The following is a 26,963-nucleotide window of genomic DNA, read 5'->3' as shown; positions in this document are numbered from 1 at the left end:
CCAGGCTTTGCCTAAAACCGGGCGGTTATTTTCATTAACTTAATGAAGACGTGCTAGAGAATATTATGAACAAACAAACGGGTGTAAAAGGCGAAGAGTCTCAGGCGCAGCATTCTGCTATTGTCGAAAAAAATGAGTTGCATGAAATAACCACCGCCCAGCGCGAGCTTTGGCTGGGGGAAAACATCTCCAAAGACCTGTCGTTCAATATTTGGGGGTATGGGCGGGTCGACGGGCCGCTCGACGTTAGGCTGTTGCGGCAAGCCATCGACGCCATTGTCGAAGAAACGCCGGCCCTGCAGGCGCATTTTGTGGAAAGAGACGGTGAGCTTTACCAATACCGCGCGCCACGCACCCATGAGCCCTTGTTCAGCCTCGATCTCAGCCACGACCCCGACCCCGAACAGGCCGCCAACCGCTGGATGATCGAAGACGCGGCGCTGCCGCGGCGGGCGACAGGCGAAGAACCCTTTAGTTTTTATTTGATTACGCTCGCCCCGCAGCGCTATGTGCTCTATCGTCGCTTCCACCACATGATGACCGACGGCCGCAGCGCCGAGGAGGTGATGCGGCGCATTGCGGCCTACTACAACGCCCTGGCTTCCGGCGGCGACATTCCGGAATTCGCCAACTGCAATTTCTCCCTGCTTTACGAAAATGACCTCAAATACCGCGGCTCTTCGCGCTTCGCCTCGGACCAGGCCTTTTGGCGGGAATACACCGCCGCCGCGCCGCAGAGCCTGTCGCGCCAGGCGATACTGACCCCGGGCGCCGCCATGCAGCACAGCACGCAGCTGCTGGAAAAAGCGGCCTTGGATCGGCTGCAGAGCCGCGCAGAAATTATCGGCGTCCACCGTGCGCATATTTTGGCCGCCGCCGTCGCACTATGTTTCTACAGTTTGACCGGTAGCGAATATCTTAATTTCAGCATGCCGGTGACCGGCACGCGCGAAAGAAACAGTATTGGTATGACCTCCAACGTAGTCCCTTTAATTATTCAGGTTAATCCGCAGCAGGGCCTGACGGAATTTATTCAACAGGTTGCGGCTGAAATAGCAAAAGTGGTGCGCCATCAATTATACCGCGGTGAGGATATTCGCCGTGACAATGGCGCAACGGATCACGCCTGGTTTGGCCCTTCAATTAATATCGTTTCTTTCGACCATGGCGATCCTTTCTGGGGATGCCGCACCCGTTGGTACTACGGCGGGAATATCCCGGCCGGTGATTTACAGATTATGCTGTACGAAGATCGGCAGGCGGACGAGCTGGACGTAACGTTTTCCGACGCCGCCTATGCAAATTCATTAGGCGATCTGAATGTTTTGCAGCGACGTTTCCAGTTTATTTTACGCGCGTTGAGCGCATCAACCGCGGGCACCGTAGCGGCGCTGGATCAACAGGTGGCGGCGCTGGCGGAGGCCGACGCCAGCGGCAGTTTTTACGCCAACCGCCGCCAGCCGCCGGCCGGCGGCATTATTCGCTGGGATCGCCCGGCGCAGGCGCTGCAGCGCATGGTCAGCTCGCTGAGCCATGGCGCGGGCATCGGCTGCCAGGCGAAAATTCTGCTGGCGGACCGCGCACTGGGGCTGGCGGCGCTGCAGGCGCTGAGCGCCGAGCGGGCAGCCGCGCCCGGCACCCTGCTGCGGATCGACGCCGACGGCTGGGACATCGCCGCCGACCCTGGGGTGGTGCGGGCCGGGCCATTCCTGCGCGCCGACGGCACGCGCCTGCCGGGCGATGCGCTGGCTCAGGCCTGCGGTCTGTCTGTCGGCGCGGTTCTGCCGCTGTTGAGCGATGCCGAAGCGCTGCAGCTTGGCGCGGCGTATGGCGCCAGCGCCGGCAACGCGGCATTCTGGCAGCCGCGCCTGACGCGCTTTTATCCGGCGCCGTTCCCGCCGGGGCCTGGGCGCCAGGCGAGTCGGCCGGCGCGCTGGCAGGCGACGGCGTGGCAGCGGCTGGAACAGATATCCGGCGAGCAGGTGCTGGCCGCGGCGACCCTTTATCTGGCGCGCATGTGCAACGAAACCGATTTTCAGCTTGGCTGGATTGTCGCGGACGAACGTGACTGGGGGCGTTGGTCTTCTCTGCGCGCGCGGGCGCTGCCGCTGCAGGTTTCTATCGATAACGGCCACAACTTCCAGCAGGCGCTGGACGCGCTGCAGCAGGAATATACGCAGCTGCGCGCCCACGCGGTTTATCACCCCGCGCTGCTGACGCGCGATGCGGAGCTGCGCGCCCCGATGGCCTGGCCTGCGGCGGTGTCGATCGTCAGCCGGCGGGCGGAGCAGGGGCTGCGGCCTGAAGACGAGGGCGTCGCCGCCATCATGGCGTCCGGTTCGCGCGCGGTGCTGCAGATCTGCAAGACCGACGGCGCTTTCCGCTGGGTGTACGACGCCGCCTCGGTGGCCGATGAACAAATGCTGCGCGCCACCCAGCACCTGTTGATGCTGCTCAATGACGCGGTCAAAGCGGGCGCCCACCGTCGCACCGTCGGCGAGCTCAGCCTGGTCTCCGCCGAAGAGCGCGAACTGCTGCTCAACGGCCTCAATCACCGCGTCGTTCCGCACCCGCCTGCGCTCTGCCTGCATCAGCAGTTCGAAGCCCAGGTGAAGCGCACGCCGAACGCCACGGCGCTGGTGCACGGCGCCGAGCGCCTGAGCTATGCCGAACTGAACGACCGGGCTAATCGCTGGGCGCATCGCCTGATGCGGCAAGGCGTGCAGCCGGACAGCCTGGTGGCGCTGTGCGCCGAACGCGGCCTGCCGATGTTGGTCGGCCTGCTGGGGATCCTTAAGGCCGGCGGCGCTTACGTGCCGCTGGATCCGGCCTACGGCGGGGAGCGCTTGCAGTATATCCTGGCGGACTCCGCGCCGGTGCTGCTGCTGGCGGACGCCGCGGGCCGTCAGGCGCTGGGCGACAGCGCGCTGCCGGTGCTGGCGCTGGAACAGCTGCCCGCGGAGGAAAGCGGCGATCCGCAAACCGCCGGGGTGGGGCCGTCGCATTTGGCGTATGTGATCTACACCTCCGGCTCGACCGGCAAACCCAAAGGGGTGATGGTCGAGCATCGCCAGGTGGCGCGGCTGTTCAGCGCCACGGACAGCTGGTTCAACTTTACCGCCGCCGACAAATGGTGCCTGTTCCACTCGTTCGCCTTTGATTTCTCGGTCTGGGAGATTTGGGGCGCCTTGCTGCACGGCGGGCAGCTGTTCATCGTGCCGCAGGACATCGCCCGCTCGGCGCCGGATTTTTATCGCTTCGTCTGCCGCAGCGGCATTACGGTATTGAACCAAACGCCCAGCGCGTTCAAAGCCTTTATCCAGGCGCAGGCCCACAGCGACGAGCGGCAACGGCTGCGCTACGTCGTGTTTGGCGGCGAAATGCTGAAGCCTTCCGATCTGGCGCCGTGGTTCGCCCGCAATGCGGAGCGGCAGCCGCAGTTGATCAACATGTACGGCATTACCGAGACCACGGTACACGTCACCTATCGCCCGCTGTCGGCGCAGGACGCGGCGATCACCGCCAGCCCGATCGGCCGGCGCATTCCCGATTTGCGGCTCTACCTGCTGGGCGCCGACGGCCAACCGGTGCCGATGGGGGCGATCGGCGAGCTGTACGTCGGCGGTGAAGGCGTGGCGCGCGGCTACCTGAATCGGCCGGAGCTGACGGCGGAACGCTTCCTCGAGGATCCTTTCAACCGGGCCCCGGGCGCGCGCATGTACCGCGCCGGCGATCTGGCGCGCTATCTGCCGGATGGCGACCTCGAGTATCTGGGGCGCAACGATCAGCAGGTGAAGATCCGCGGTTTCCGCATCGAGTGTGGCGAGGTGGAGGCGCAGCTGAGCGCCGATCCGCGGGTACGGAGCGTTGCGGTCGACGCGATTGACGACGGCGACGGCGGCAAGCGGCTGGTGGCCTGGGTGGTGCCGGCTATGGATGCCGATCGCGGCGCGCTGGCGGCCGGGTTGCGCCAGCATCTGCAGGCGCGCCTGCCGGATTATATGGTGCCGGTGGCCTATGTGTGGCTGGAGGCGTTGCCGCTGACCGGCAACGGAAAACTGGACAAACGCGCCCTGCCGGCGCCGCAGATCGGCGCCTGCGCGCGCGAAGCCTACGTTGCGCCGCAGGGCGAGACGGAAACGCTGCTGGCGGGGATTTGGCGCGAACTGCTGGGCGTGGAGCGCGTTGGCCGTTACGACAGCTTCTTCGAGCTGGGCGGGCACTCGCTGATGGCGGTGCGGCTGGCCAACCGGGTGCAGCAGGCGGGATGGCTGCTGCCGCTGCGGGCGTTGTTCGCCGAGCCGGTGTTGCACCTGCTGGCGCAGGCGCTGGAGGCGGCGCCCACGCAGGCGCTGCCGCCGATCGAGGCGACGGCCCGCGATGCGGCGCTGCCGCTGTCGTTCGCCCAGCAGCGCCTGTGGTTCCTGACCCAGCTGGAAGGCATGAGCGAAACCTATCACATCCCGCTGGCGCTGCGCCTGCGCGGGCGGCTGGACCGGCAGGCGCTGCAGCAGAGTCTGGACGCGCTCTATGCTCGCCACGAAGCGCTGCGCAGCCGGTTCGTCAGCCAGAACGATCGGCCGCAGGTGCATATCCTGCCGGCCGAGGGGCTGCCGCTGGCATTCCACGATCTGCGCCGTCAGCCCGAGCGCGCCGGGCCGCTGTGCCGGCAGGCGGCCACCGAACCGTTCGATCTGGCGCAGGGCCCGCTGGTGCGCGCCACGCTGATCCGCCTGGCGGAGGAAGAGCATCTGTTCCTGCTCACCTGCCACCACATCGTTTCCGACGGCTGGTCGACCGGCATTCTGCTGCGCGAATTGGGCGCCCTGTACGGCGCCTTCCGCCACGGCGAAGCCGATCCGCTGCCGCCGCTGGCGCTGCAATACCCGGACTACGCCGCCTGGCAGCGCCGCCACCTGACGCCGGAACGGCTGTCGGCGCAGGCGCAATACTGGCGCGAAACCCTGAGCGGCGCGCCGGCGCTGTTGACGCTGCCGACCGACCGGCCGCGCCCGACGGTGCAGTCGTTCAGCGGCGCGGAGGTGCCGGTCGTCATCGACGCCGAGCTGACGCAGGCGCTGCGGCAGTTCGGCCGGCAGCACGGCGCCACGCTGTTCATGACGGTGCTGGCGGCCTGGAGCCTGGTGCTGGCGCGCATGGCCGGGCAGCGGGAGCTGGTGATCGGCACGCCGGAGGCCAACCGCAGCCGGCTGGAAACCGAGCCGCTGGTCGGCTTCTTCGTCAGTACGCTGGCGCTGCGCATCGATCTTCAGGACGATCCGAGCCTGCCGACGCTGATCGAACGGATCCGCCGCACGGTGCTGACGGCGCAGGAAAACCGCGACCTGCCGTTCGAGCAGGTGGTGGAGCAGGTGAATCCGCCGCGCCACCTGGGCTATACCCCGCTGTTCCAGGCGATGCTGGCCTGGCAGGACGGTTCGGTGCGCGATATCGCGCTGCCCGGCCTGCGGGCGGAGCCGGCCGGACTGGAATACGGCGCGGCGAAGTTCGATCTGACGCTCGATCTGGCCGATACCGGCGAGCACGTCAGCGGCACGCTGAACTTCGCCACCGCGCTGTTCGATCGCGCCACCGCCGAACGCTACGGCGTTTACCTGCTGCAGGCGCTGCGGGCCATGACGCTGGATAACCAGCAGCCGGTATCCCATATCGATTTGCTGCCGATGGCCGAGCGCGAGCATCTGCTGCACGGCTGGAACGACACCGGCCGGGACTACCCGCTGCACCAGACGCTGCAGGCGCTGTTCGAGCAGCAGGTGCAGCGCACCCCGGAGGCGGTGGCGGTGGTCTGCGGCGGGGAAAGCCTGAGCTACGCCCAGTTGAACGCCCGCGCCAACCGGCTGGCGCATCGGCTTATCGCCTGCGGCGTGGGGCCGGACAGCCGGGTGGCGGTGTGCGCCGAGCGCAGCCTGGCGATGGTCACCGCGCTGTTTGGCATCCTCAAGGCCGGCGGCGCCTACGTGCCGCTGGATCCGTCCTACCCGGGCGAGCGCCTGCAGTACATCCTGCAGGATGCCGAGCCGCTGCTGCTGCTGGCGGACGCCGCCGGGCGGGCGGCGCTGGCGGCGCACGAGGTGCCGCAGCTGGCGCTGGACGAGGCGCTGCCAGGCCAATTGAGCGGCGACAACCCGCAGCCGCGGGCGCAGTCGTCGCACCTGGCGTACGTGATTTACACCTCGGGGTCGACCGGCAAGCCGAAGGGGGCGATGAACGAACACCGCGGGGTGGTCAACCGGCTGCTGTGGATGCAGGAGGCCTACGGCCTGACGGCGCAGGACCGGGTGCTGCAAAAAACGCCGTTCGGCTTCGACGTGTCGGTGTGGGAGTTCTTCTGGCCGCTGATGGTCGGGGCGCAGCTGGTGATGGCGAAGCCGGAGGGGCACAAGGATCCGGACTACCTGAGCCGGGCGATAGCCGAGCACGGCATCACCACGCTGCACTTCGTGCCCTCGATGCTGCAAAGCTTCCTGGCGGACGAGCGGGCGGCGGCGCGCTGCCAACAGGTGCGGCGGGTAATGTGCAGCGGGGAAGCGCTGCCGGCGACGCTGGTGGCGGCGTTCTACCGGCGGCTGCCGCAGGTGGAGCTGCATAACCTGTACGGGCCGACCGAGGCGGCGGTGGACGTCACCGCCTGGCGCTGCGCCCGCGAGCCGGGGCTGGCGTCGGTGCCGATCGGCCGGCCGATCGCCAACACGCGGATTTACCTGCTGGACGAACGCGGGCAACCGGTGCCGCTGGGGGCGGTGGGCGAGCTGCATATCGGCGGGGTGCAGGTGGCGCGCGGCTACCTGAACCGGCCGGAGCTGACGGCGGAGCGCTTCCTGCGCGATCCGTTCAACCCGGGCGGGCGGATGTACCGCACCGGCGACGTGGCGCGCTATCTGGCGGACGGCGCTATCGAGTACCTGGGGCGCAACGATCAGCAGGTGAAAATTCGCGGCTTCCGCATCGAATGCGGCGAGATAGAAGCGGCGCTGGCGGCGCACCCGGCGGTGCGTGAAGCGGTGGTGGATGCGCGCGAGACGGGCGGCGACAAGCGGCTGGTGGCCTGGGTGGTGCCGGCGGCGGGCGTGGCGGAGGAGGGTCTTGCGGGGACGCTGCGTCAGCATCTGAGCGCGGCGTTGCCGGACTACATGGTGCCGGCGGCCTGGGTGGTGGTGGCGGCGTTGCCGCTGTCGCCGAACGGCAAGCTGGACCGGCGGGCGCTGCCGGAGCCGCAGGGAGCGCAGAGCCAGGCGGCCTACGCGGCGCCGCAGGGCGAGCGCGAAACGCTGCTGGCGGAGATCTGGCGCGAGCTGCTGGGGGTGGAGCGGGTAGGGCGGCACGACAACTTCTTCGAGCTGGGCGGCCATTCGCTGCTGGCGGTGAAGCTGATGGCGCAGCTGCGCCGCGCCGGCCTGGCCGCCGGGGTGCAGACGCTGTTTACCGCACCGACGCTGTCGGCGCTGGCGCAGGCGGTGGTCGCACAGGGTGAAATCAGCGTGCCGGAAAACCGCATTGATACAGACACCGCGAACATTACGCCGGAGATGTTGCCGCTGGCGACGCTGAGCCAGCAGGACATCGACGCGGTGGTGGCGCAGGTGCCCGGCGGCGTGGCCAACGTGCAGGATATTTACGCGCTGTCGCCGCTGCAGGAAGGGATCCTGTTCCACCATTTGTTGGCGGAACAGGGCGACCCGTACCAGCTGTCGGCGGTGCTGCGTTTCGACAGCCGCGCGCGGCTGGACGCCTGGCTGGCGGCGATGCGCCAGGTGATCGCGCGGCATGACATTTTGCGCACCGCGTTCATCACGCAGGGCGTTTCCTCACCGGTGCAGGTGGTGTGGCGCCAAGCGGAGCTGGCGCTGAGCGAGCTGAGTTTCGATCCTGCCGCGGGACCGGTCCGCGAGCAGCTGGCGGCCAGCTTTGATCCGCAACGGCAGCGGCCGGATCTGAGCCGCGCGCCGCTGCTGAACTTCAGGGTGGCGCAGGAGGAAGACGGCGGCTGGTGCGCATTGCAGCAGTGGCACCACCTGATTGGCGATCACTCGACCCTGGCCTTTATGGAGCAGGAAGTGAGCGCGATCCTGGCCGGGCGCGGGGCGCAGCTGGCGGCGGCGCAGCCGTTCCGCAATGCGGTGGCGCAGGCGCGGTTGGGCGTCAGCGAAGCCGAGCATGAGCGCTTCTTCCGCGAGATGCTGGCGGATATCAACGAGCCGGTGCTGCCGTTTGGCCTGAGCGACGTGCACGGCGAAGGGCATCAGATGGTCAGCCGTTATCAGGCTCTGCCGTCGGCGTTGAACCTGCGGCTGCGGCGGCAGGCCCGGCGCCTGGGCGTGAGCCTGGCCAGCCTGTGCCATCTGGCCTGGGCGCAGGTGCTGGCGCGCGCCAGCGGACGCGACGCGGTGGTGTTCGGCACCGTGTTGCTGGGGCGTTTGCAGGGGGGCGAAGGCGCCGAGCGGGCGCTGGGGTTGTTTATCAATACCCTGCCGTTGCGTCTGGATATCGATCGGCGCGGCGTCGCGGCGGCGGCGCGCGAGGCGCACGCCCGGTTGAGCGGGTTGCTGGCCCACGAGCATGCGCCGTTGGCGCTGGCGCAGCGCTGCAGCGGCGTCAGCCCGGGCGCGCCGTTGTTCAGCGCCTTGCTTAACTATCGCCATAACAACGGTGAAGCGGCGGTGCTGCCGGAAGGCGTCAGCCTGCTGAGCGCCGAGGAGCGCACCAACTATCCGTTCGTGCTGTCGGTGGAGGACGGCGGCGACTCGCTGGGCATGACCGCGCAGGTCACCGAGGCGGTCAGCGCGGAACGGGTCTGCGGCTATATGACGCAGGCGCTGGCTTCGCTGGCGGAGGCGCTGGAGCAGGCGCCGGACACGCCGGTGTGCAGCCTGGCCGTGATACCGGACGCGGAGCGCGAACTGCTGGTGAATGGCTGGAACGACACCGGCCGGGACTACCCGCTGCACCAGACGCTGCAGGCGCTGTTCGAGCAGCAGGTGCAGCGCACCCCGGAGGCGGTGGCGGTGGTCTGCGGCGGGGAAAGCCTGAGCTACGCCCAGCTGAACGCCCGCGCCAACCGGCTGGCGCATCGGCTTATCGCCTGCGGCGTGGGGCCGGACAGCCGGGTGGCGGTGTGCGCCGAGCGCAGCCTGGCGATGGTCACCGCGCTGTTTGGCATCCTCAAGGCCGGCGGCGCCTACGTGCCGCTGGATCCGTCCTACCCGGGCGAGCGCCTGCAGTACATCCTGCAGGATGCCGAGCCGCTGCTGCTGCTGGCGGACGCCGCCGGGCGGGCGGCGCTGGCGGCGCACGAGGTGCCGCAGCTGGCGCTGGACGAGGCGCTGCCAGGCCAATTGAGCGGCGACAACCCGCAGCCGCGGGCGCAGTCGTCGCACCTGGCGTACGTGATTTACACCTCGGGGTCGACCGGCAAGCCGAAGGGGGCGATGAACGAACACCGCGGGGTGGTCAACCGGCTGCTGTGGATGCAGGAGGCCTACGGCCTGACGGCGCAGGACCGGGTGCTGCAAAAAACGCCGTTCGGCTTCGACGTGTCGGTGTGGGAGTTCTTCTGGCCGCTGATGGTCGGGGCGCAGCTGGTGATGGCGAAGCCGGAGGGGCACAAGGATCCGGACTACCTGAGCCGGGCGATAGCCGAGCACGGCATCACCACGCTGCACTTCGTGCCCTCGATGCTGCAAAGTTTCCTGGCGGACGAGCGGGCGGCGGCGCGCTGCCAACAGGTGCGGCGGGTAATGTGCAGCGGGGAAGCGCTGCCGGCGACGCTGGTGGCGGCGTTCTACCGGCGGCTGCCGCAGGTGGAGCTGCATAACCTGTACGGGCCGACCGAGGCGGCGGTGGACGTCACCGCCTGGCGCTGCGCCCGCGAGCCGGGGCTGGCGTCGGTGCCGATCGGCCGGCCGATCGCCAACACGCGGATTTACCTGCTGGACGAACGCGGGCAACCGGTGCCGCTGGGGGCGGTGGGCGAGCTGCATATCGGCGGGGTGCAGGTGGCGCGCGGCTACCTGAACCGGCCGGAGCTGACGGCGGAGCGCTTCCTGCGCGATCCGTTCAACCCGGGCGGGCGGATGTACCGCACCGGCGACGTGGCGCGCTATCTGGCGGACGGCGCTATCGAGTACCTGGGGCGCAACGATCAGCAGGTGAAAATTCGCGGCTTCCGCATCGAATGCGGCGAGATAGAAGCGGCGCTGGCGGCGCACCCGGCGGTGCGTGAAGCGGTGGTGGATGCGCGCGAGACGGGCGGCGACAAGCGGCTGGTGGCCTGGGTGGTGCCGGCGGCGGGCGTGGCGGAGGAGGGTCTTGCGGGGACGCTGCGTCAGCATCTGAGCGCGGCGTTGCCGGACTACATGGTGCCGGCGGCCTGGGTGGTGGTGGCGGCGTTGCCGCTGTCGCCGAACGGCAAGCTGGACCGGCGGGCGCTGCCGGAGCCGCAGGGAGCGCAGAGCCAGGCGGCCTACGCGGCGCCGCAGGGCGAGCGCGAAACGCTGCTGGCGGAGATCTGGCGCGAGCTGCTGGGGGTGGAGCGGGTGGGGCGGCACGACAACTTCTTCGAGCTGGGCGGCCATTCGCTGCTGGCGGTACGCCTGACCAACCGTCTGCAACAGGCGGGGCTGCAGCTGCAACTGCAGGCGCTGTTTGCCGGCCCGACCTTGCACCTGCTGGCGCAGCAGCTGCGATCGGCGGCGGGCGAGACGCTGCCGCCGATCGAGGCGACGGCCCGCGATGCGGCGCTGCCGCTGTCGTTCGCCCAGCAGCGCCTGTGGTTCCTGACCCAGATGGAAGGCATGAGCGAAACCTACCATATCCCGCTGGCGCTGCGCCTGAACGGCGATCTGGACCTGTCCGCCTGGCGCCGCAGCCTGGACGCGCTCTATGCGCGCCATGAGGCATTGCGCAGCCGGTTCGCGACTCTGGACGATCGGCCGCAGGCGCACATTCTGCCGGCCGACGGCCTACCGCTGACGCTGCACGATCTGCGCGGCCAGCAGGATGCGCAGAGCCGCGCACGGCAGCTGGCGCAACAGCAGGCGGATGCGCCTTTCGATCTGAGCGCCGGGCCGCTGGTGCGCGCCACGCTGATCCGCCTGGCGGAGGAAGAGCATCTGTTCCTGCTCACCTGCCACCACATCGTTTCCGACGGCTGGTCGACCGGCATTCTGCTGCGCGAGCTGGGCGCCCTGTACGGCGCCTTCCGCCACGGCGAAGCCGATCCGCTGCCGCCGCTGGCGCTGCAATACCCGGACTACGCCGCCTGGCAGCGCCGCCACCTGACGCCGGAACGGCTGTCGGCGCAGGCGCAATACTGGCGCGAAACCCTGAGCGGCGCGCCGGCGCTGTTGACGCTGCCGACCGACCGGCCGCGCCCGACGGTGCAGTCGTTCAGCGGCGCGGAGGTGCCGGTCGTCATCGACGCCGAGCTGACGCAGGCGCTGCGGCAGTTCGGCCGGCAGCACGGCGCCACGCTGTTCATGACGGTGCTGGCGGCCTGGAGCCTGGTGCTGGCGCGCATGGCCGGGCAGCGGGAGCTGGTGATCGGCACGCCGGAGGCCAACCGCAGCCGGCTGGAAACCGAGCCGCTGGTCGGCTTCTTCGTCAGTACGCTGGCGCTGCGCATCGATCTTCAGGACGATCCGAGCCTGCCGACGCTGATCGAACGGATCCGCCGCACGGTGCTGGCGGCGCAGGAAAACCGCGACCTGCCGTTCGAGCAGGTGGTGGAGCAGGTGAATCCGCCGCGCCACCTGGGCTATACCCCGCTGTTCCAGGCGATGCTGGCCTGGCAGGACGGTTCGGTGCGCGATATCGCGCTGCCCGGCCTGCGGGCGGAAAGCGCGAATCTGGGTTATCAGACCGCCAAGTACGATTTGACGCTCGATCTGGCGGAGGTCGGCGGGCAGGTCAACGGCACGCTGAACTTCGCCACCGCGCTGTTCGATCGCGCCACCGCCGAACGCTATGGCGCTTATCTGCTGCAGGCGCTGCGGGCCATGGCGCAGGGCGGCTCCCTGCCGGTTTCGGAGATCGATCTGCTGCCGGCCGCGGAGCGCGAACTGCTGCTGCATGGCTGGAACCAGACCGCCGAAGCCTATCCGGCGCAGAGCAGCGTGCACGGCCTGTTTGAACGGCAGGTGCGGCAGGATCCGGCTGCCGTCGCGCTGGTGAGCGACGACGGCAGCCTGAGCTACGCCCAGCTCAATGCCCGCGCCAACCGGTTGGCGCATCGGCTGATTGCGCAGGGCGTGCGCCCCGGCGATCGGGTGGCGACCTGCGTGGAACGCAGCGCCGCGCTTATCCTCGCTCAGCTGGCGATCCTCAAGGCGGGGGCGGCGTATGTACCGGTCGATCCGCAGTTGCCTGCCGTGCGGCAGGCGTGGATCCTCGACGACAGCGGCGCGATGTTGATCCTGTGCGATCGCGATCTCGACGGCGCAATCGCCGGCGAGGTGCAGCGCCTGCGTATCGATCGGCCGCTGGAGGGCGCGGCCACCGATCCGGGGTTGCCTGTCGCCAGCGACCGGCCGGCTTATGTCATGTACACCTCGGGGTCTACCGGCACCCCTAAAGGCGTGGTGGTGGCGCACCGGGGCATCGTCCGCCTGGCGGTCAACAATCGCTTCGCCGCCTTCGCGCGCGGCGATCGCCTCGCCTTCGCCGCCAACCCGGCGTTCGACGCCTCTACCCTGGAGACGTGGGGGGCGCTGCTGAACGGCGCCAGCCTGGCGGTGATTACGCCGGAGGTGCTGACGGATGCCGACGCGCTGGCGGCGGCGCTGGTGCGGCAGCAGGTCAACGTGCTGTTCCTCACCACCTCGTTGTTTAACCAATACGCCCACAGCATCGCCGGCACGCTGGCGCAGTTGAAGTACCTGATCAGCGGCGGCGAAGCGGCGGATCCGCATGCCTATGCCCGCCTGCTGAAGGAAGGGGGACCGGTGCAGCTGGTGAATGCCTACGGGCCGACCGAAGGCACCGTCATCGCCACGGCGGCGGCGATTACCCGGGTAGAGCAATGGCAGCGTCTGCCGATCGGCCGGCCTGCCGGCAACACCCGGATCTACCTGTTGGATCCGCATCAACGGCCGGTGCCGCTGGGGGCGACCGGCGAGCTGTATATCGGCGGCGCCGGGGTGGCGCTGGGCTATCTCAACCGCGCCGAGCTGACCGCCGAGCGCTTCCTGGCGGATCCGTTCGCCCCGGGCGGACGCATGTATCGCACCGGCGACCTGGCGCGCTATCTGCCGGACGGCAACATCGATTATCTGGGGCGCAACGACCGGCAGGTGAAAATCCGCGGTTTTCGCATCGAATGCGCTGAAATCGAAGCGCGGCTGGCCGGCCATGCTGCGGTGCGCGAGGCAGTGGTCGACGTATGCGGCGAAGGGGACGACAAGCGCCTGGTGGCCTGGCTGGTGCCGGAGGCCGCAGCGGAGCGCACGACATTGGCGACCACGCTGCGGCAGTATCTGGCGGGCATGCTGCCGGAGTTTATGCTGCCTGCGGCCTATGTGCCGCTGGAGGCGCTGCCGCTGACGCCAAACGGCAAGCTGGATCGGCGGGCGTTGCCGGCGCCGGAGGAAGCGGCCTATGCGCGTGAAGCCTACGCCGAGCCTGAAGGCGAGCTGGAGACGCTGCTGGCCGGGATCTGGCGCGAGCTGTTGGGCATTGAGCGCGTTGGCCGTCACGACAACTTCTTCGAGCTGGGCGGCCATTCGCTGCTGGCGGTGAGGCTGATGGCGCAGCTGCGGCGCGCCGGGCTGAGCGCCGGGGTGCAAACGCTGTTCACCGCCCCGACCTTGTCGACGCTGGCGCAGACGTTGGGCGCGCAGCGGGAGGTGAGCGTACCGGCCAACCGCATTGATGCCGACGGCGAACGCATTACCCCGGAAATGCTGCCGCTGGCGACGCTGAGCCAGCAGGACATCGACGCGGTGGTGGCGCAGGTGCCGGGCGGCGTGGCCAACGTACAGGATATTTACGCGCTGTCGCCGCTGCAGGAGGGGATCCTGTTCCACCATTTGTTGGCGGAGCAGGGCGACCCGTACCAGCTGTCGGCGGTGTTGCGTTTCGACAGCCGCGCGCGGCTGGATGCCTGGCTGGCGGCGATGCAACGGGTGATCGACCGCCACGACATCCTGCGCACCGCCTTTATCGGCGAGGGGGTTTCATCGCCGGTGCAGGTGGTGTGGCGCCGCGCGGAGCTGGCGCTGAGCGAACTGCGGCTGAACCCGGCGGCGGGCGAGATTGGCGCGCAGCTGACGGCGTTGTTCGACCCGCGCCGTATCCGGCCGGACCTGACGCGCGCGCCGCTGCTGAACTTCGTGACCTCGCCGCAGGCCGACGGCAGCTGGTGCGTGCTGCAGCAGTGGCACCATCTGATCGGCGATCACTCGACCCTGGCGGTGATGCAGGAGGAGGTCAACCTTATCCTGGCGGGCCGCGGGGATGAACTGGCCGCCGCACCGCCGTTCCGCAATGCGGTGGCGCAGGCGCTGCTGGGGGTCAGCAAGGCCGAGCATGAGCAGTTCTTCCGCGGCATGTTGGCGGATATCGAGGAGCCGGCGCTGCCGTTTGGCCTGAGCGACGTGCACGGCGAAGGGCTGGACGTTTCGACGGCGCAGCTGGCGCTGCCGCCGGCGCTCAACCTGCGGCTGCGGCGGCAGGCGAGGCGGCTGGGCGTGAGCCTGGCCAGCCTGTGCCATCTGGCCTGGGCGCAGGTGCTGGCGCGCACCAGCGGGCGCGATGAGGTGGTGTTCGGCACCGTGCTGCTGGGCCGCCTGCAGGCCGGCGAGGGCGCCGAGCGGGCGCTGGGGCTGTTCATCAACACGTTGCCGCTGCGCCTGGACGTCGATGACGCCGGCGTGGAAACGGCGGTGCGGCAGGCGCACATTCGGCTGAGCGGGCTGCTGGCCCACGAACATGCGCCCCTGGCGCTGGCGCAGCGCTGCAGCGGCGTGGCGGCCGGAACGCCGCTGTTCAGCGCCTTGCTGAACTACCGCCATAACGACGGAGAGGACGCGGCATTGCCGGCCGGGGTGACGCTGCTGGACGCGCAGGAACGTACCAACTACCCGTTCGTGCTGTCGGTGGAAGACGGCGGCGATTCGCTGGGGCTGACCGTGCAGGTCAGGCAGCCGATCGCGGCGCAGCGGGTATGCGGCTATATGGCGCAGGCGCTGACCTCGTTGGCGGCCGCGCTGGAGCAATCGCCGCAGACGCCGGTGTGCGAACTTGAGGTGGTGCCGGATGAAGAGTATGCGCTGCAGCTGCACGGCTGGAACGCCACGGCGGAAGACTACCCGGCGCAAGCCTGCGCGCACCAGCTGTTCGAACAGCAGGCGGAGCAGACGCCGCAGGCCGTGGCGCTGATCCACGACCAACGGCAGTTGAGCTACGCGCAACTGAATGCCCGCGCCAACCGGCTGGCGCACCGGCTGATCGAGCGCGGCGTTCTGCCGGGCGACCGGGTGGTGGCGCGGCTGGCGCGCGGTATCGAGCTGGTCTGCGCCCAGCTGGCGATCATGAAGGCCGGCGCGGTGTATGTGCCGGTCGATCCGCAGCTGCCGGCGGCGCGGCAGGCCTGGATCATCAACGACAGCGGCGCGCGCCTGATGGTGGCGGAAACCGCCGGCGATGAGGGCGTTCCGCAGCTGTCGGCCAGGGATGCCGAGGGCAATGCGCACAACCCGTCGCTGCCGCTGTCGAGCACCGCCACGGCGTACATCATGTACACCTCGGGCTCGACCGGCCTGCCGAAAGGCGTCATGACCCCGCATCAGGGGATCACCCGGCTGGTGCGCCATAACCGCTACGCCGCCTTTGACGCCGCGGATCGCGTGGCCTTTGCCGCCAACCCGGCGTTCGACGCCAGCACGCTGGAGGTGTGGGCCGCGCTGTTGAACGGCGGCGCGCTGGTGGTGATGGCGCCGGAGGTGGTGATGGATGCCGAATTGCTGGCCACCGCGCTGCAGCGCCAGCGCATCACTACGCTGTTCCTGACCACGGCGCTGTTCAATCAGTACGTGCAGAGCATCGCCGCAACGCTGGCGCAGCTGAAATACCTGATCAGCGGCGGAGAGAAAGAGGATCCGGGCGCTTACGCGCGGCTGCTGCAGGAGCGCGGGCCGGTGCGGCTGATCCATGCCTATGGGCCGACGGAGACCACCACCTTCGCCACCACGGCACAGATCGAACACGCCGAAGGCTGCGTGCGCCTGCCGATTGGCAAACCGGTCGGCAATACCCGCGCTTATCTGTTGGATGGCCGCGGGCGACCGGTGCCGATTGGCGCGGTCGGCGAGTTGCACATCGGCGGCGTCGGGGTGGCGCTGGGCTACCTGAACCGGCCGGCGCTGACGGCGGAGCGCTTCCTGAGCGATCCCTTTAACCCGATCGGCGGCAGCCGCATGTATCGCACCGGCGATCTGGCGCGCTATCTGTCGGATGGCAATATCGAATACCAAGGGCGCAACGATCAGCAGGTCAAGCTTCGCGGTTTCCGCATTGAGCCGGGCGAAATAGAAGTGCAGCTGGCGGCGAGCCCCTGGGTGCGGGAGGCGGCGGTGCAGGTCTGCTCGGCGGCGCATAACCCGCGGCTGGTGGCCTGGATTGTGCCGGCGGCGGATGCCGACCGCGCGGCGCTGCCTGGGCAACTGCGGGCGCACCTGAGCGATCGGCTGCCGGATTACATGGTGCCTTCGGCCTACGTTTGGCTGGAGGCGATGCCGCTGACCGCCAACGGCAAGCTGGACCGGCGCGCGTTGCCGGAGCCGGAAACCGCGGCCGGCGTCGCGCGGGAATACGCGCCGCCGCAGGGCGCGGGCGAAACGGCGCTGGCGCAGCTGTGGCGCGAGCTGCTTGAGGTGGAGCGGGTAGGGCGGCACGATAACTTCTTCGAGCTTGGCGGCCATTCGCTGCTGGCGGTGCGCCTGTCCAGCCGGATGCGGCAACTGGGCATCAACGTGCCGGTGCAGGCGGTATTCAACCATCCGATACTGGCCGAGCTGGCCGCGCGGATCGACCGTCGCAGCGAAGATGCCCCGCCGCGCAAGGCGGTGCCGGCCCGCAGCGGCGGCAGCCGACATCCGCTGTTCTTCGTGCCGACCGGGTTTGGCGACCATTCCTACGTGTTTGAACTGGCGAAGGAAATTGACGAAGAGTTCCCGGTGTACGCCGTGCCGTGGCCGGCGGTGGAGGAGAAGCCGGCCACCATGCACGAGATGGCCGCCAGCGCCGTGGCGCTGATCCGCGAGGTGCAGCCGCAGGGGCCGTATCATCTGGCGGGTTACTCTTCCGGCGGCGTATTGGCCTACGCCATCGCCGAGCAGCTGCAATCGGCGGGGGAACCGATCGCCTTCCTGGGGCTGATCGATACCCTGCGGCCGGTGGACGCGATGCACAGCCCGGTACAGCTGTTGTTGAACTGGGTGGAGTCGACGCTGGAAACGCCGGATCCCCGGCTCTGCCGGCAGCTTGCCGAGCTGCCGTTGCCGGAGGCGATAGCGGTGGTGCAACGGGCGGGGATAAAAACGCAGCACCCGAAAGTGGCCGACGAGGCGGCGCTGTGGCAGCAGCGTCATCATTACGCCAAGCTGGTGGAGGCGACCCAGGTGCAGCCGGCGTCTCTGAAGCTGCACCTGTTCAAGGCGAAACAGGAACAGGTTTCCGCCCATTCGCAAAATGAGCAGTTCAGAGAATACTGGCAGAAGATCAAACAGGCGGGGTATTGCCGTGAAGACGCGTCCGCGCTGGGTTGGGACATGCTGTTGTCGCCTTCGGCGGTCAGCGTGCGCCAGGTCAGCGGCGACCATGTGTCGATGATGGAGCATCCGGATCACCGGCGTGAGCTGGGCCAGCACTTCAACCTGGTGCTGCACGGCCTCGGGCGGGCGTAACCCGGCGCCGGCAGGATGAAAAAGCCCTCGTTCGAGGGCTTTTTTTTAGCGACTGGCGGCGGTGCGGATCAGCTCGACCACCAGCGGCGACAGCGCATTGCGCAGCGCGGCGCGCTCCGACTGGAACAGCGTGGCGACGTAGAAAGGGTGATCCGGCAGCTCGACGGCGCGCACCTCGCCCTCGAGATCGTGAGCGCTGACGATCAGCGGGTAACGCTGCAAATCGGCGACAAACTCCGGGTTGACGCCGAAGTTGCAATGATAGCCTTCGACCGTGTCCAGGCGCCCGTAGGCGCGGGCGGCGCGGGTGTTCGGCTGGAAAAGGACGCCGCCGGATTTCTCCACCAGCGAGCAGCTCAAGGGCGCAATCACCAGCCGGCCGCCGCTGTCGGTTTCCGCATGGCCGGCGTCGTGCCAGCCCATCACGTTGCGGGCGTATTCGACCACCGCATACTGGAACCCGCCGCAGGAGCCGAGAAACGGCACCCGCTGCTCGCGCGCATGGCGGATCGCCATAAAGGCGCCGGCATCATGGTTATACGGGCTGCCGGGCACCACCCAGATGGCGTCGTAGCCTTGCAGTGCCGACGGCGAGGTGAGGGTTTCTGTGGGCAGCCAGTGGAATTGAATGTCGATGTCGAGATGGGCGGCGGTCAGTTGCAAGGCCACGGGGATGGCCTGATGGGCGATGGCCTGCGGTTTGTAGTCACCGACCAGCGCAATGCGGACTTGATCTTTCATCATTTCCTTTTCCTGTGCGGGTAAAACGGGAGGTTACAGCAAAGCGAAGGAGCGATCCGCAGATTTTTTAAACGCGGCGCACAAAAAAGCCCGGCGTTGGCCGGGCTCGAAAATGCAGGGGTCAGTACAGCGAAGGGGCGCCGACCGGCCGGGTTTTGAAGCGGCGATGCAACCACATGTACTGCTCCGGCGCGCGCATGATCTCTTTCTCCACCACCTTGTTCATGTAGGCGGCGGCGGCCAGCTCATCGGCGATCGGGTAATCTTCCAGCGCCGGCTGGATCAGCAGATCGTAACCGCGGCCTTTTTCGCGGCGGATCAGCACCACCGGCACCAGCGCCGGCTTGGCCATGCGCGCCAGCATAAAGGTGCCGCTGGTGGTGGCGGCTTCATCCACGGCGAACAGCGGGGCGAACACGCTGCCGCGCGGGCCGTAATCCTGATCCGGGGCGAACCATACCGCTTCACCGCGCTTCAGCGCATGCACCATGCCGCGCAGATCCTTGCGATCGAGCATCGCCTTGTTGGAACGCATGCGCCCTTTGGTCTGCGCCCATTCCATCGCCTTGTTGTTGTGCGGGCGATACATCGCCATCATCGGCTGGCACAGGCCCATGGCCCGGCCGCCCAGCTCCAGCGACATGAAGTGCACGCCAATCACCAGCACACCGCGCTGGTTTTGCTGCGCCATTTTCAGGTGGTTGATGCCGGTCACGTTGAACCAGCGCTTGACGCGTTTATCCGACCAGAACCAGGCCATGCCGGTTTCCAGCAGGCCCATGCCCAGCGATTCGAAGTTGCCCACCACTTTGCGCTCGCGCTGCGCTTCATCCATATCCGGGAAACACAGTTCCAGGTTGCGGCGCGTGATGGAAACCCGGCGCTTCAGAAAGCGCATAGAGGTGCGGCCCATCCATACGCCGAGGCGATGCAACAGCGGATAGGGGAGTTGGACCAGTAAAAACAGAAAGGCCAGGCCGAACCAGGTCAACCAGTAGCGGGGGTGCAGCAGGGCCGATTGAAATTTTTGCGGACGCTTCATATAAACTCATTTATGCATTAGGGGGTAGCAACCTGTAACGCATAAAGGATCCACTCGATAGCGATACAACTACTCAGACACCCGGGTACGACTATGGTTTAGTCAGATTCCGTAATTGACCAAATCTTTACATTCGAAGGGCGGTTTGCGCTGATATCAGGCTTCGGAGGGATAGCTGTTGGCCAGCGAAGGCGGCTCTCGGAATGTCTATTCTATCACAGAATACGGGGTCCGGCGGAAGAGGGGCATACGAATATTCTCATTCGCATCTTGCCGGGGGGAAGAGTGGCGCCGTCTGGTCGGCGGGGCGGGATGGCGGCGAGGCGCGAACCTGACCAGCATAAAGGCGTGGGTTTTAGACAAACAAGCAAGTTTTGTATCGCGCTTTGGCGTTTTAGGCCTATTCTTAAATCGCGCAATGGGAAACTTATGCCATCTTGTTTCATGCTCAATAGCATGTATCTGACAAAAAGAGGGAATTATGAAGAAAGCGATTTTTGCCCTGTCCGCCCTGCTGCTGGCCGCGCCGGCGTTTGCCGCAACCACCGCCGCCCAGGCCGGCAACGAAGTCGTCGCTGAGGCGCACAAGGGCGCAGATACCGCCAAAGAAAAACTGCACCAGACGCAGGATCAGGGCGAGGAGCTGAAGCTCAAGGCCAAGCATGCCGCGGAAGGTAAAAGCGACACCGCAGGCAGCAAGGTGACCGAAGGCTCGCAAAAGGCCTGGCACAGCACCAAGCAAGGCACCGAGAAAGCCTGGGACAAAACCAAGCAGGGGGCGGAAAGCCTCAAGAACAAGGTTAGCGAGTAATGCGTTAACGCCATACCATATCAAGAGGGCCGGGCTTCCGGCCTTTTTTTCGGCCGCCGTCCGCAAAAAGAAAAAGGCGCTTATCAAATGAGATAAAGCGCCTTTTCAACACGTTGACTGACTAGTATCAGTTCATGCCGTATTTTTTCAATTTCTTACGCAGCGTACCGCGGTTGATGCCCATCATCAGGGCTGCACGGGTCTGGTTGCCACGGGTGTATTGCATCACCATGTCCAACAGTGGCTGTTCAACTTCAGCCAGTACCAGCTCATACAGGTCATTCACGTCCTGACCGTTCAGTTGAGCAAAATAGTTCTTCAGTGCTTGTTTAACCGAGTCACGCAGAGGCTTTTGGGTCACCTGATCCTGTGAGTTTACGGTAGAAACGGTCAGTACGTCAGAATTTACGCGTTGTTCGAACATAGTTCTGTCAGCTCTTTTTTGTTACGCAAGATTTTCGAAATATGCCTCCAACGCCTCCAGCTGTTCGCTGGCATCCTCTATGGCGTTGAATGTGCGCCGAAACTGGTCATTCGGGGCGTGCTCCTGGAGATACCAGGACACGTGCTTACGTGCAATTCGGAATCCCTTGCCTTGGCCGTAAAAGCCGTGCAATTCCCGAATATGCCCTATCAACAAGCGCTTCACTTCGCCAAGCGGCATCGGTGGCAGCAGCTCCCCAGTGTCCAGATAATGCTGGATTTCCCGGAAGATCCAGGGTCTCCCCTGAGCAGCGCGGCCTATCATCAGGGCATCGGCCCCGGTGTAGTCGAGCACTGCTCTGGCTTTATGCGGGTCAGTAATGTCGCCATTCGCGATAATCGGAATGGAAACATTCTGCTTAACTGCCCGAATGCTGTCGTACTCCGCGTCGCCGTTGAACAGGCAGGCGCGGGTTCGGCCATGAATAGTCAGGGCCTGTATACCACAGTCTTCGGCCAGTTGGGCAATCTCTACACAGTTACGGTGTTCCGGCGCCCAGCCGGTGCGGATCTTAAGCGTTACCGGCACATCCACCGCGTTAACCACCGCGTGGAGGATCTGTTTAACCAGATCCGGGTGCTGCAACAGCGCAGACCCTGCAAGCTTCCGGTTCACTTTCTTGGCCGGGCAACCCATATTGATGTCGATGATCTGTGCGCCGCTGGCCACGTTAATGCGCGCCGCGGCGGCCATATCATCCGGATCGCATCCGGCAATCTGCACGGAACGGATCCCGGGTTCATCGCTATGCACCATACGCAGACGCGACTTATCCGTTCGCCACACCTCCGGGTTGGAGGAGAGCATTTCGGATACAGCCATCCCAGCACCCATTGCATGACATAAGGTTCTGAACGGGCGATCTGTAATACCGGCCATCGGGGCCGCAATCAGGCAATTAGTAAGCTGGTGGTGTCCAATGCGCATAGACAAAGAGTAACCATACTGTGTCCGCAAGGGCGCGTATATTACGCATTTTTGCGTTGAGATGAAAGGCCAAACTTTGACCAATTGACCGTAATCGCACAAGAAAAATGCGCTTTGCGGAGACCCATAAAAATATTATATATATTTAACAATAAGTTGACGAAAAGTGCTTATTTTATGCGCGCTAAAATATTCGCCGTTGCGCAGGATATTATCTGTATTCGATGGTCATTTTTACCCTGATAGCCTGGATTGTCGGCCTTTTGTCAGGGCAATCCGTCGCTGGAGGGTAAAAAGTTGCATAAAATTTTGTTTCGCCTGCGCGGCAAAAAAAATCCACCGGCCGGCCTGACCGATGGATTTCCCGCTGCCGCGCCGCGCGGATTACTTGCGGCGGCCGGTGATGCGGCACCATTCTTCGCGTTCGGCGACCGGATCGAGCACAAACTTGTCTTCGTAGGCTTCCGCCACGCTCGCCGCCTGGCTGGCCAGCACGCCGGACAGGCCCAAATGGCCGCCGGATTTCGGCAGGCAGCCGATCAGCGGCGCCAGCTCGCGCAGCGGGCCGGCCAGGATATTGGCCACCACCACGTCCGCCAGCAGTTCCGCCGGCTGGTCCTGCGGCAGATACAGCTCCAGACGCTCTGAAACGCCGTTACGCTGCGCGTTGTCGCGGCTGGCCTGAATGGCCTGGGGATCGATGTCGATGCCGATAGCGCGCGCGGCGCCGAGCTTCAGCGCGGCTATCGCCAGGATGCCGGAGCCGCAGCCGAAGTCGATGACGGTTTTGCCGGCCAGGTCGAGGCCGTCCAGCCACTGCAGGCAGAGCGCGGTGGTCGGGTGGGTACCGGTGCCGAACGCCAGGCCCGGATCGAGCATCACGTTGACCGCCTGCGGATCGGGCACGTCGCGCCAGCTCGGGCAGATCCACAGGCGCTCGCCGAAGCGCATCGGGTGGAAGTTGTCCATCCACTCGCGCTCCCAGTCCTTGTCTTCCAGCTGTTCAATCTTGTGGCGGAAACCGGCGCCCAGCAGCGGGTGCTGTTCCAGCATCGCCACCACCCCGGCCATGTCGGTTTCGGCGTCGTACAGGCCGATCACATCGGTGTCGCCCCACAGCAGGGTTTCGCCCGGCAGCGGTTCGAACACCGGGTTATCGTGGGTGTCCTGAAAGGTCACCGACACCGCGCCGCTTTCCACCAGCGCGTCGCTCAGGTCTTCCGCCTGGCTGCCGGTGGCGTTCAGTTTAAGTTGGATCCAAGGCATAGCAATTCTCTTCAAGAGGGTAATGATGACGTCATGCGGCGTTTTTCGCCGACGACGTTACCGATATAAAACGCCAGCAGGCTGAGCAGCAGCGAAGGCACGATAGGGTGCAATCCCGCCGGCTGCAGGCTGAAGCTGGCCAATAGCGTATAGCATACCGCACCCGACACCATTGAGCTAAGCGCTCCCTGCGCGTTGGCGCGTTCCCAATACAGCCCCAGCACCAGCGGCCACAGGAATACCGCCTCCAGCCCGCCGAAGGCCAGCAGGTTCAGCCAGATGATCATTTCCGGCGGCCGCCAGGCCGCCAGCAGCACCAGCAGGCCGAGGATCAGGGTGGTCAGGCTGGAGAAGCGCTTGATCATCCGCTCGTTTTGCATGTGCTGCGGCCGTACGCCCAGGAACAGATCCTTGATGATGGTCGCCGAAGATTGCAGCAGCTGCGCGTTGATGGTCGACATGATCGCCGCCATCGGCGCCGCCAGGAAGATGCCGGCGGCGTAAGGCGGCAGCACGGTGACCATCAGCGTCGGGATCACCTGATCGGGGATCTTCAGGTCCGGCAGCACCGCGCGGCCCAGCGCGCCGGCCAGGTGCATGCCGAACATCAGCACCGCCACCACCGCGGTGCCGAGGATGATGCCGCGGTGCACCGCCTTGCTGTCTTTATAGGAGATGCAGCGCACCGCGGTGTGCGGCAGGCCGATCACCCCGAAGCACACCAGGATCCAGAACGAGGCCATAAACGGCAGGCTGAGGATCTGGTCGCCGCCCTGCGGCGACACCAGCGCCGGGTCGATCTGCTGCAGCTTGTCCACCGCGCTGTGCAACCCGCCGGCGGCGTGGATCACCGCCACCAGCAGCAATAGGGTGCCGACCAGCATCACCAGGCCCTGCATGGCGTCGTTCAGCACGCTGGCGCGGAAGCCGCCGAAGGCGGTGTAGAGCGCGATGCTGATGCCGAAAATCAGCAGGCCGGTGTCGTAGGGGATGCCGGCGGCGGTTTCCAGCAGGCGGGCGCCGCCGATAAACTGCACCGTCATGGCGCCGAGGAACGCCACCAGCAGGCTGAGGCTGGCCAGCCATACCAGCAGGCGGCTCCGGTAGCGGCCGTACAGCATGTCGTTGAGGGTGATGGCGTTATAGCGCCGCGCCAGAATGGCGAACTTCTTGCCCAGTACGCCGAGCGACAGCCACACCGCCGGCAGCTGGATCATCGCCAGCAGCACCCAGCCCAGGCCGTATTTGTAGGCGGCGCCGGGGCCGCCGATAAACGAGCTGGCGCTGATATAGGTGGCGGTCAGGGTCATCGCCAGCACAAAGCCGCCCATCGAACGGTTGCCGAGGAAGTATTCGCTGAGAAAGTTGCCGCTTTGGCGGCGGCTGTAGGCGTAGGCCGACAGGCCGAACACCAGCAGCAGGTAGGCGATCAGCGGGAGGATCACTTCAGTTTGCATCGCCGTCCTCCAGCGAAATGTCGCGGAACACGCCGCGCACCATCAGCCAGCACAGGCCGATAAACAGCAGCGGCACCAGCAGGCAGGCCATTTCGAACCAGTGCGGCAGGCCGGTGACGCCGGATGCGCTGTCCGGCAGATAGGCCGCCAGCGACCAGGCCAGCAGGTAAAGCAGCGTCAGGCCCAGCGCCCAGCGCGCTTCGCGGTGGGCTTGAATAAAACGTGTGTCCATCCGTTTCTCCAATATACCCGTCATACTTGAAGCTGCCTCTGTGTTGGCTGCGCTCACTTACCCGAATCACTTACTCCAGTAAGCTCATCGGGATGCGCTCCCTTGCCGCCTTGATGCAACTCCAATTATTTTGGGTATACAACTATATATGGATTTGATCATCCCTTGAGTGACCCAAAGCAGTAAAGAAAAAGGCCGGTGATTAACCGGCCTTCCGTCAGGCAATGCGCGCAGCCCGCCTTAGGTTTCCTGCAGACCCAACTTCTTCTCCAGATAGTGGATGTTGGTGCCACCGTGCTGGAAGTTTTCGTCGTTCATGATCTTCTGCTGCAGTTCAACGTTGGTTTTGATGCCGTCGATGATCAGCTCAGCCAGGGCGTTCTTCATGCGGGCAATCGCCACGTCGCGGTTTTCGCCGAAGGTGATCAGTTTGCCGATCATGGAGTCATAGTACGGCGGTACGGTATAACCGGCGTAAATATGAGATTCCCAACGCACGCCGAAACCGCCTGGCGCGTGGAAGCGGGTGATCTTGCCCGGGCTCGGCAGGAAGGTATTCGGATCTTCGGCGTTGATGCGGCATTCCACCGCGTGGCCGTGGATCTTCACCTCTTCCTGTTTGATCGACAACGGCTGACCGGCAGCGATGCGCAGCTGCTCTTTGATCAGATCCACGCCGGTGATCATTTCGGTAACCGGGTGTTCAACCTGAATACGGGTGTTCATTTCGATGAAATAGAACTCGCCGTTTTCATACAGGAACTCGAAGGTGCCTGCGCCGCGGTAGCCGATTTCCACACAGGCTTTCGAACAGCGTTCACCGATGTAACGGCGCATTTCGCTGGTGATGCCCGGTGCCGGCGCCTCTTCGACCACTTTCTGGTGGCGACGCTGCATGGAGCAGTCGCGCTCGGCCAGATAGATGGCGTTGCCCTGGCCGTCGGCCAATACCTGAATTTCGATATGGCGCGGGTTTTCCAGGTATTTTTCCATGTAAACCATGTCGTTGTTGAAAGCCGCTTTGGCTTCCGCTTTCGTCATGTTGATGGACTGTTCGAGGTCTTTGTCGCTGCGCACGACGCGCATGCCGCGGCCGCCGCCGCCGCCGGACGCCTTGATGATCACCGGGTAGCCGATGCGCTTGGCGAAGGCACGGTTTTTATCCATGTCGTCGGTCAGCGGGCCGTCGGAGCCGGGCACGCAAGGTACGCCGGCTTTCTTCATGGCGTTGATCGCGGAAACCTTGTCGCCCATCAGGCGGATGGTTTCGGCGCGCGGGCCGATGAAGATAAAGCCGGAGCGTTCAACCTGCTCGGCGAAGTCGGCGTTCTCGGACAGGAAGCCGTAACCCGGGTGGATCGCCACTGCGCCGGTGATTTCCGCCGCGGAGATGATGGCCGGGATGTTCAGGTAGCTTTTTACCGATGGCGCCGGACCGATGCACACGGTCTCGTCGGCCAGCAGTACGTGTTTCAGATCGCGATCGGCCATAGAGTGGACCGCAACGGTCTTGATGCCCAATTCTTTACAGGCACGCAAAATGCGAAGCGCGATCTCGCCGCGGTTGGCGATAACAATTTTATCAAGCATGGGGCGCCTCGTTATTCGATGACGACCAGTGGCTCGTCATATTCAACCGGCTGGCCGTTTTCCACCAGAATGGCTTTAACAACGCCGGATTTGTCCGCTTCGATCTGGTTCATCATTTTCATTGCTTCAACGATGCACAGAGTGTCGCCGGCGTTCACTTTCTGGCCAACTTCCACGAAGGCTTTCGCATCCGGGCTTGGCGTGCGGTAGAAGGTGCCTACCATTGGGGAACGAACAACGTGGCCACTCATGGCCGCAGGCGCCGCTGGGGCTTCCGCCGCAGGCGCGCTGGCGACTGCGGTGGCCAGGGCTGGCTGCTGTGGTGCCGGCATGGCGTAGGCCTGCTGCATCATTGGGTAAGCCTGCGCCGGTGCGGCACGGCTGATGCGAACCGACTCTTCGCCTTCAGAGATTTCCAGTTCAGAAATGCCTGATTCTTCAACCAGTTCGATCAGTTTCTTGATTTTACGAATATCCATGAGTGTGATTCCG

11 protein-coding genes are annotated in these 26,963 nt (G+C 65.6%); 2 read left to right on the top strand and 9 right to left on the bottom strand.

Annotated features, from left to right (window positions below; translation table 11 throughout):
* The first annotated feature begins 65 nt into the window (after nt 1–65).
* Complete coding sequence (locus CKW09_RS21955; protein ID WP_095099457.1) at nt 66–17,921, top strand: non-ribosomal peptide synthetase; 17,856 nt, start codon at nt 66–68, stop codon at nt 17,919–17,921.
* Nucleotides 17,922–17,966: 45 nt separating this feature from the next.
* Here CKW09_RS21955 and CKW09_RS21950 read toward each other — a convergent pair whose 3' ends face one another.
* Together CKW09_RS21950 and lpxP are read right to left on the bottom strand one after the other, a co-directional pair.
* Nucleotides 17,967–18,665: a CTP synthase C-terminal region-related (seleno)protein gene (locus CKW09_RS21950; RefSeq protein WP_445263840.1), complete on the bottom strand. Its 699-nt coding sequence runs from the start codon at nt 18,663–18,665 to the stop codon at nt 17,967–17,969.
* A 118-nt stretch (nt 18,666–18,783) separates the two neighbouring features.
* A complete protein-coding gene (gene lpxP / locus CKW09_RS21945; protein ID WP_061800682.1) occupies nt 18,784–19,704 on the bottom strand; it encodes a kdo(2)-lipid IV(A) palmitoleoyltransferase in 921 nt (306 codons plus the stop codon).
* Nucleotides 19,705–20,185: 481 nt separating this feature from the next.
* Between lpxP and CKW09_RS21940 the strand changes: the two genes are divergently transcribed.
* On the top strand, nt 20,186–20,515 hold the full coding sequence (locus tag CKW09_RS21940; RefSeq protein ID WP_061800684.1) for a hypothetical protein: 330 nt from the start codon (nt 20,186–20,188) through the stop codon (nt 20,513–20,515).
* Nucleotides 20,516–20,642: 127 nt separating this feature from the next.
* On the opposite strand, the gene fis is transcribed toward CKW09_RS21940, so the two are convergent.
* The 7 genes from fis to accB all read right to left on the bottom strand — a co-directional run bounded on the left by fis (nt 20,643) and on the right by accB (nt 26,950).
* The gene (gene fis / locus CKW09_RS21935; RefSeq protein WP_000462905.1) at nt 20,643–20,939 is read right to left on the bottom strand and encodes a DNA-binding transcriptional regulator Fis; all 297 of its coding nucleotides are present in this window, start codon (nt 20,937–20,939) and stop codon (nt 20,643–20,645) included.
* Nucleotides 20,940–20,960: 21 nt separating this feature from the next.
* Nucleotides 20,961–21,926, bottom strand: coding sequence for a tRNA dihydrouridine synthase DusB (dusB, locus tag CKW09_RS21930; RefSeq protein ID WP_061800686.1), 966 nt, complete (start codon nt 21,924–21,926; stop codon nt 20,961–20,963).
* A 384-nt stretch (nt 21,927–22,310) separates the two neighbouring features.
* Nucleotides 22,311–23,192 (bottom strand): 50S ribosomal protein L11 methyltransferase, encoded by an 882-nt coding sequence (prmA, locus tag CKW09_RS21925; protein WP_061800687.1) that lies wholly within the window; start codon nt 23,190–23,192, stop codon nt 22,311–22,313.
* 11 nt (nt 23,193–23,203) lie between these two features.
* A complete protein-coding gene (gene panF, locus CKW09_RS21920) occupies nt 23,204–24,649 on the bottom strand; it encodes a sodium/pantothenate symporter (protein WP_061800689.1) in 1,446 nt (481 codons plus the stop codon).
* The gene (locus CKW09_RS21915) at nt 24,639–24,881 is read right to left on the bottom strand and encodes a YhdT family protein (protein WP_073970405.1); all 243 of its coding nucleotides are present in this window, start codon (nt 24,879–24,881) and stop codon (nt 24,639–24,641) included. Before CKW09_RS21915 ends, panF begins: the two co-directional genes overlap by 11 nt.
* Before the next feature lie 240 nt (nt 24,882–25,121).
* Nucleotides 25,122–26,471 carry an acetyl-CoA carboxylase biotin carboxylase subunit gene (accC, locus tag CKW09_RS21910; protein WP_061797032.1) on the bottom strand — a complete coding sequence of 450 codons (1,350 nt, stop codon included), beginning with the start codon at nt 26,469–26,471 and terminating at the stop codon, nt 25,122–25,124.
* An 11-nt stretch (nt 26,472–26,482) separates the two neighbouring features.
* On the bottom strand, nt 26,483–26,950 hold the full coding sequence (accB, locus tag CKW09_RS21905; protein WP_061797033.1) for an acetyl-CoA carboxylase biotin carboxyl carrier protein: 468 nt from the start codon (nt 26,948–26,950) through the stop codon (nt 26,483–26,485).
* Nucleotides 26,951–26,963 lie beyond the last annotated feature (13 nt).

This window comes from Serratia ficaria (assembly GCF_900187015.1).
Taxonomy (GTDB): Bacteria; Pseudomonadota; Gammaproteobacteria; order Enterobacterales; family Enterobacteriaceae; genus Serratia; species Serratia ficaria.
Note: the sequence above shows the minus strand (reverse complement) of the source record. Positions and strands in the feature narration are given on the sequence as shown.

Coding starts and splice junctions, on each gene's coding strand:
- CKW09_RS21955 (WP_095099457.1), top strand. CDS start 66: ATGAACAAACAAACGGGTGTAAAAGGCGAAGAGTCTCAGGCGCAGCAT.
- CKW09_RS21950 (WP_445263840.1), bottom strand. CDS start 18,665: ATGATGAAAGATCAAGTCCGCATTGCGCTGGTCGGTGACTACAAACCG.
- lpxP (WP_061800682.1), bottom strand. CDS start 19,704: ATGAAGCGTCCGCAAAAATTTCAATCGGCCCTGCTGCACCCCCGCTAC.
- CKW09_RS21940 (WP_061800684.1), top strand. CDS start 20,186: ATGAAGAAAGCGATTTTTGCCCTGTCCGCCCTGCTGCTGGCCGCGCCG.
- fis (WP_000462905.1), bottom strand. CDS start 20,939: ATGTTCGAACAACGCGTAAATTCTGACGTACTGACCGTTTCTACCGTA.
- dusB (WP_061800686.1), bottom strand. CDS start 21,926: ATGCGCATTGGACACCACCAGCTTACTAATTGCCTGATTGCGGCCCCG.
- prmA (WP_061800687.1), bottom strand. CDS start 23,192: ATGCCTTGGATCCAACTTAAACTGAACGCCACCGGCAGCCAGGCGGAA.
- panF (WP_061800689.1), bottom strand. CDS start 24,649: ATGCAAACTGAAGTGATCCTCCCGCTGATCGCCTACCTGCTGCTGGTG.
- CKW09_RS21915 (WP_073970405.1), bottom strand. CDS start 24,881: ATGGACACACGTTTTATTCAAGCCCACCGCGAAGCGCGCTGGGCGCTG.
- accC (WP_061797032.1), bottom strand. CDS start 26,471: ATGCTTGATAAAATTGTTATCGCCAACCGCGGCGAGATCGCGCTTCGC.
- accB (WP_061797033.1), bottom strand. CDS start 26,950: ATGGATATTCGTAAAATCAAGAAACTGATCGAACTGGTTGAAGAATCA.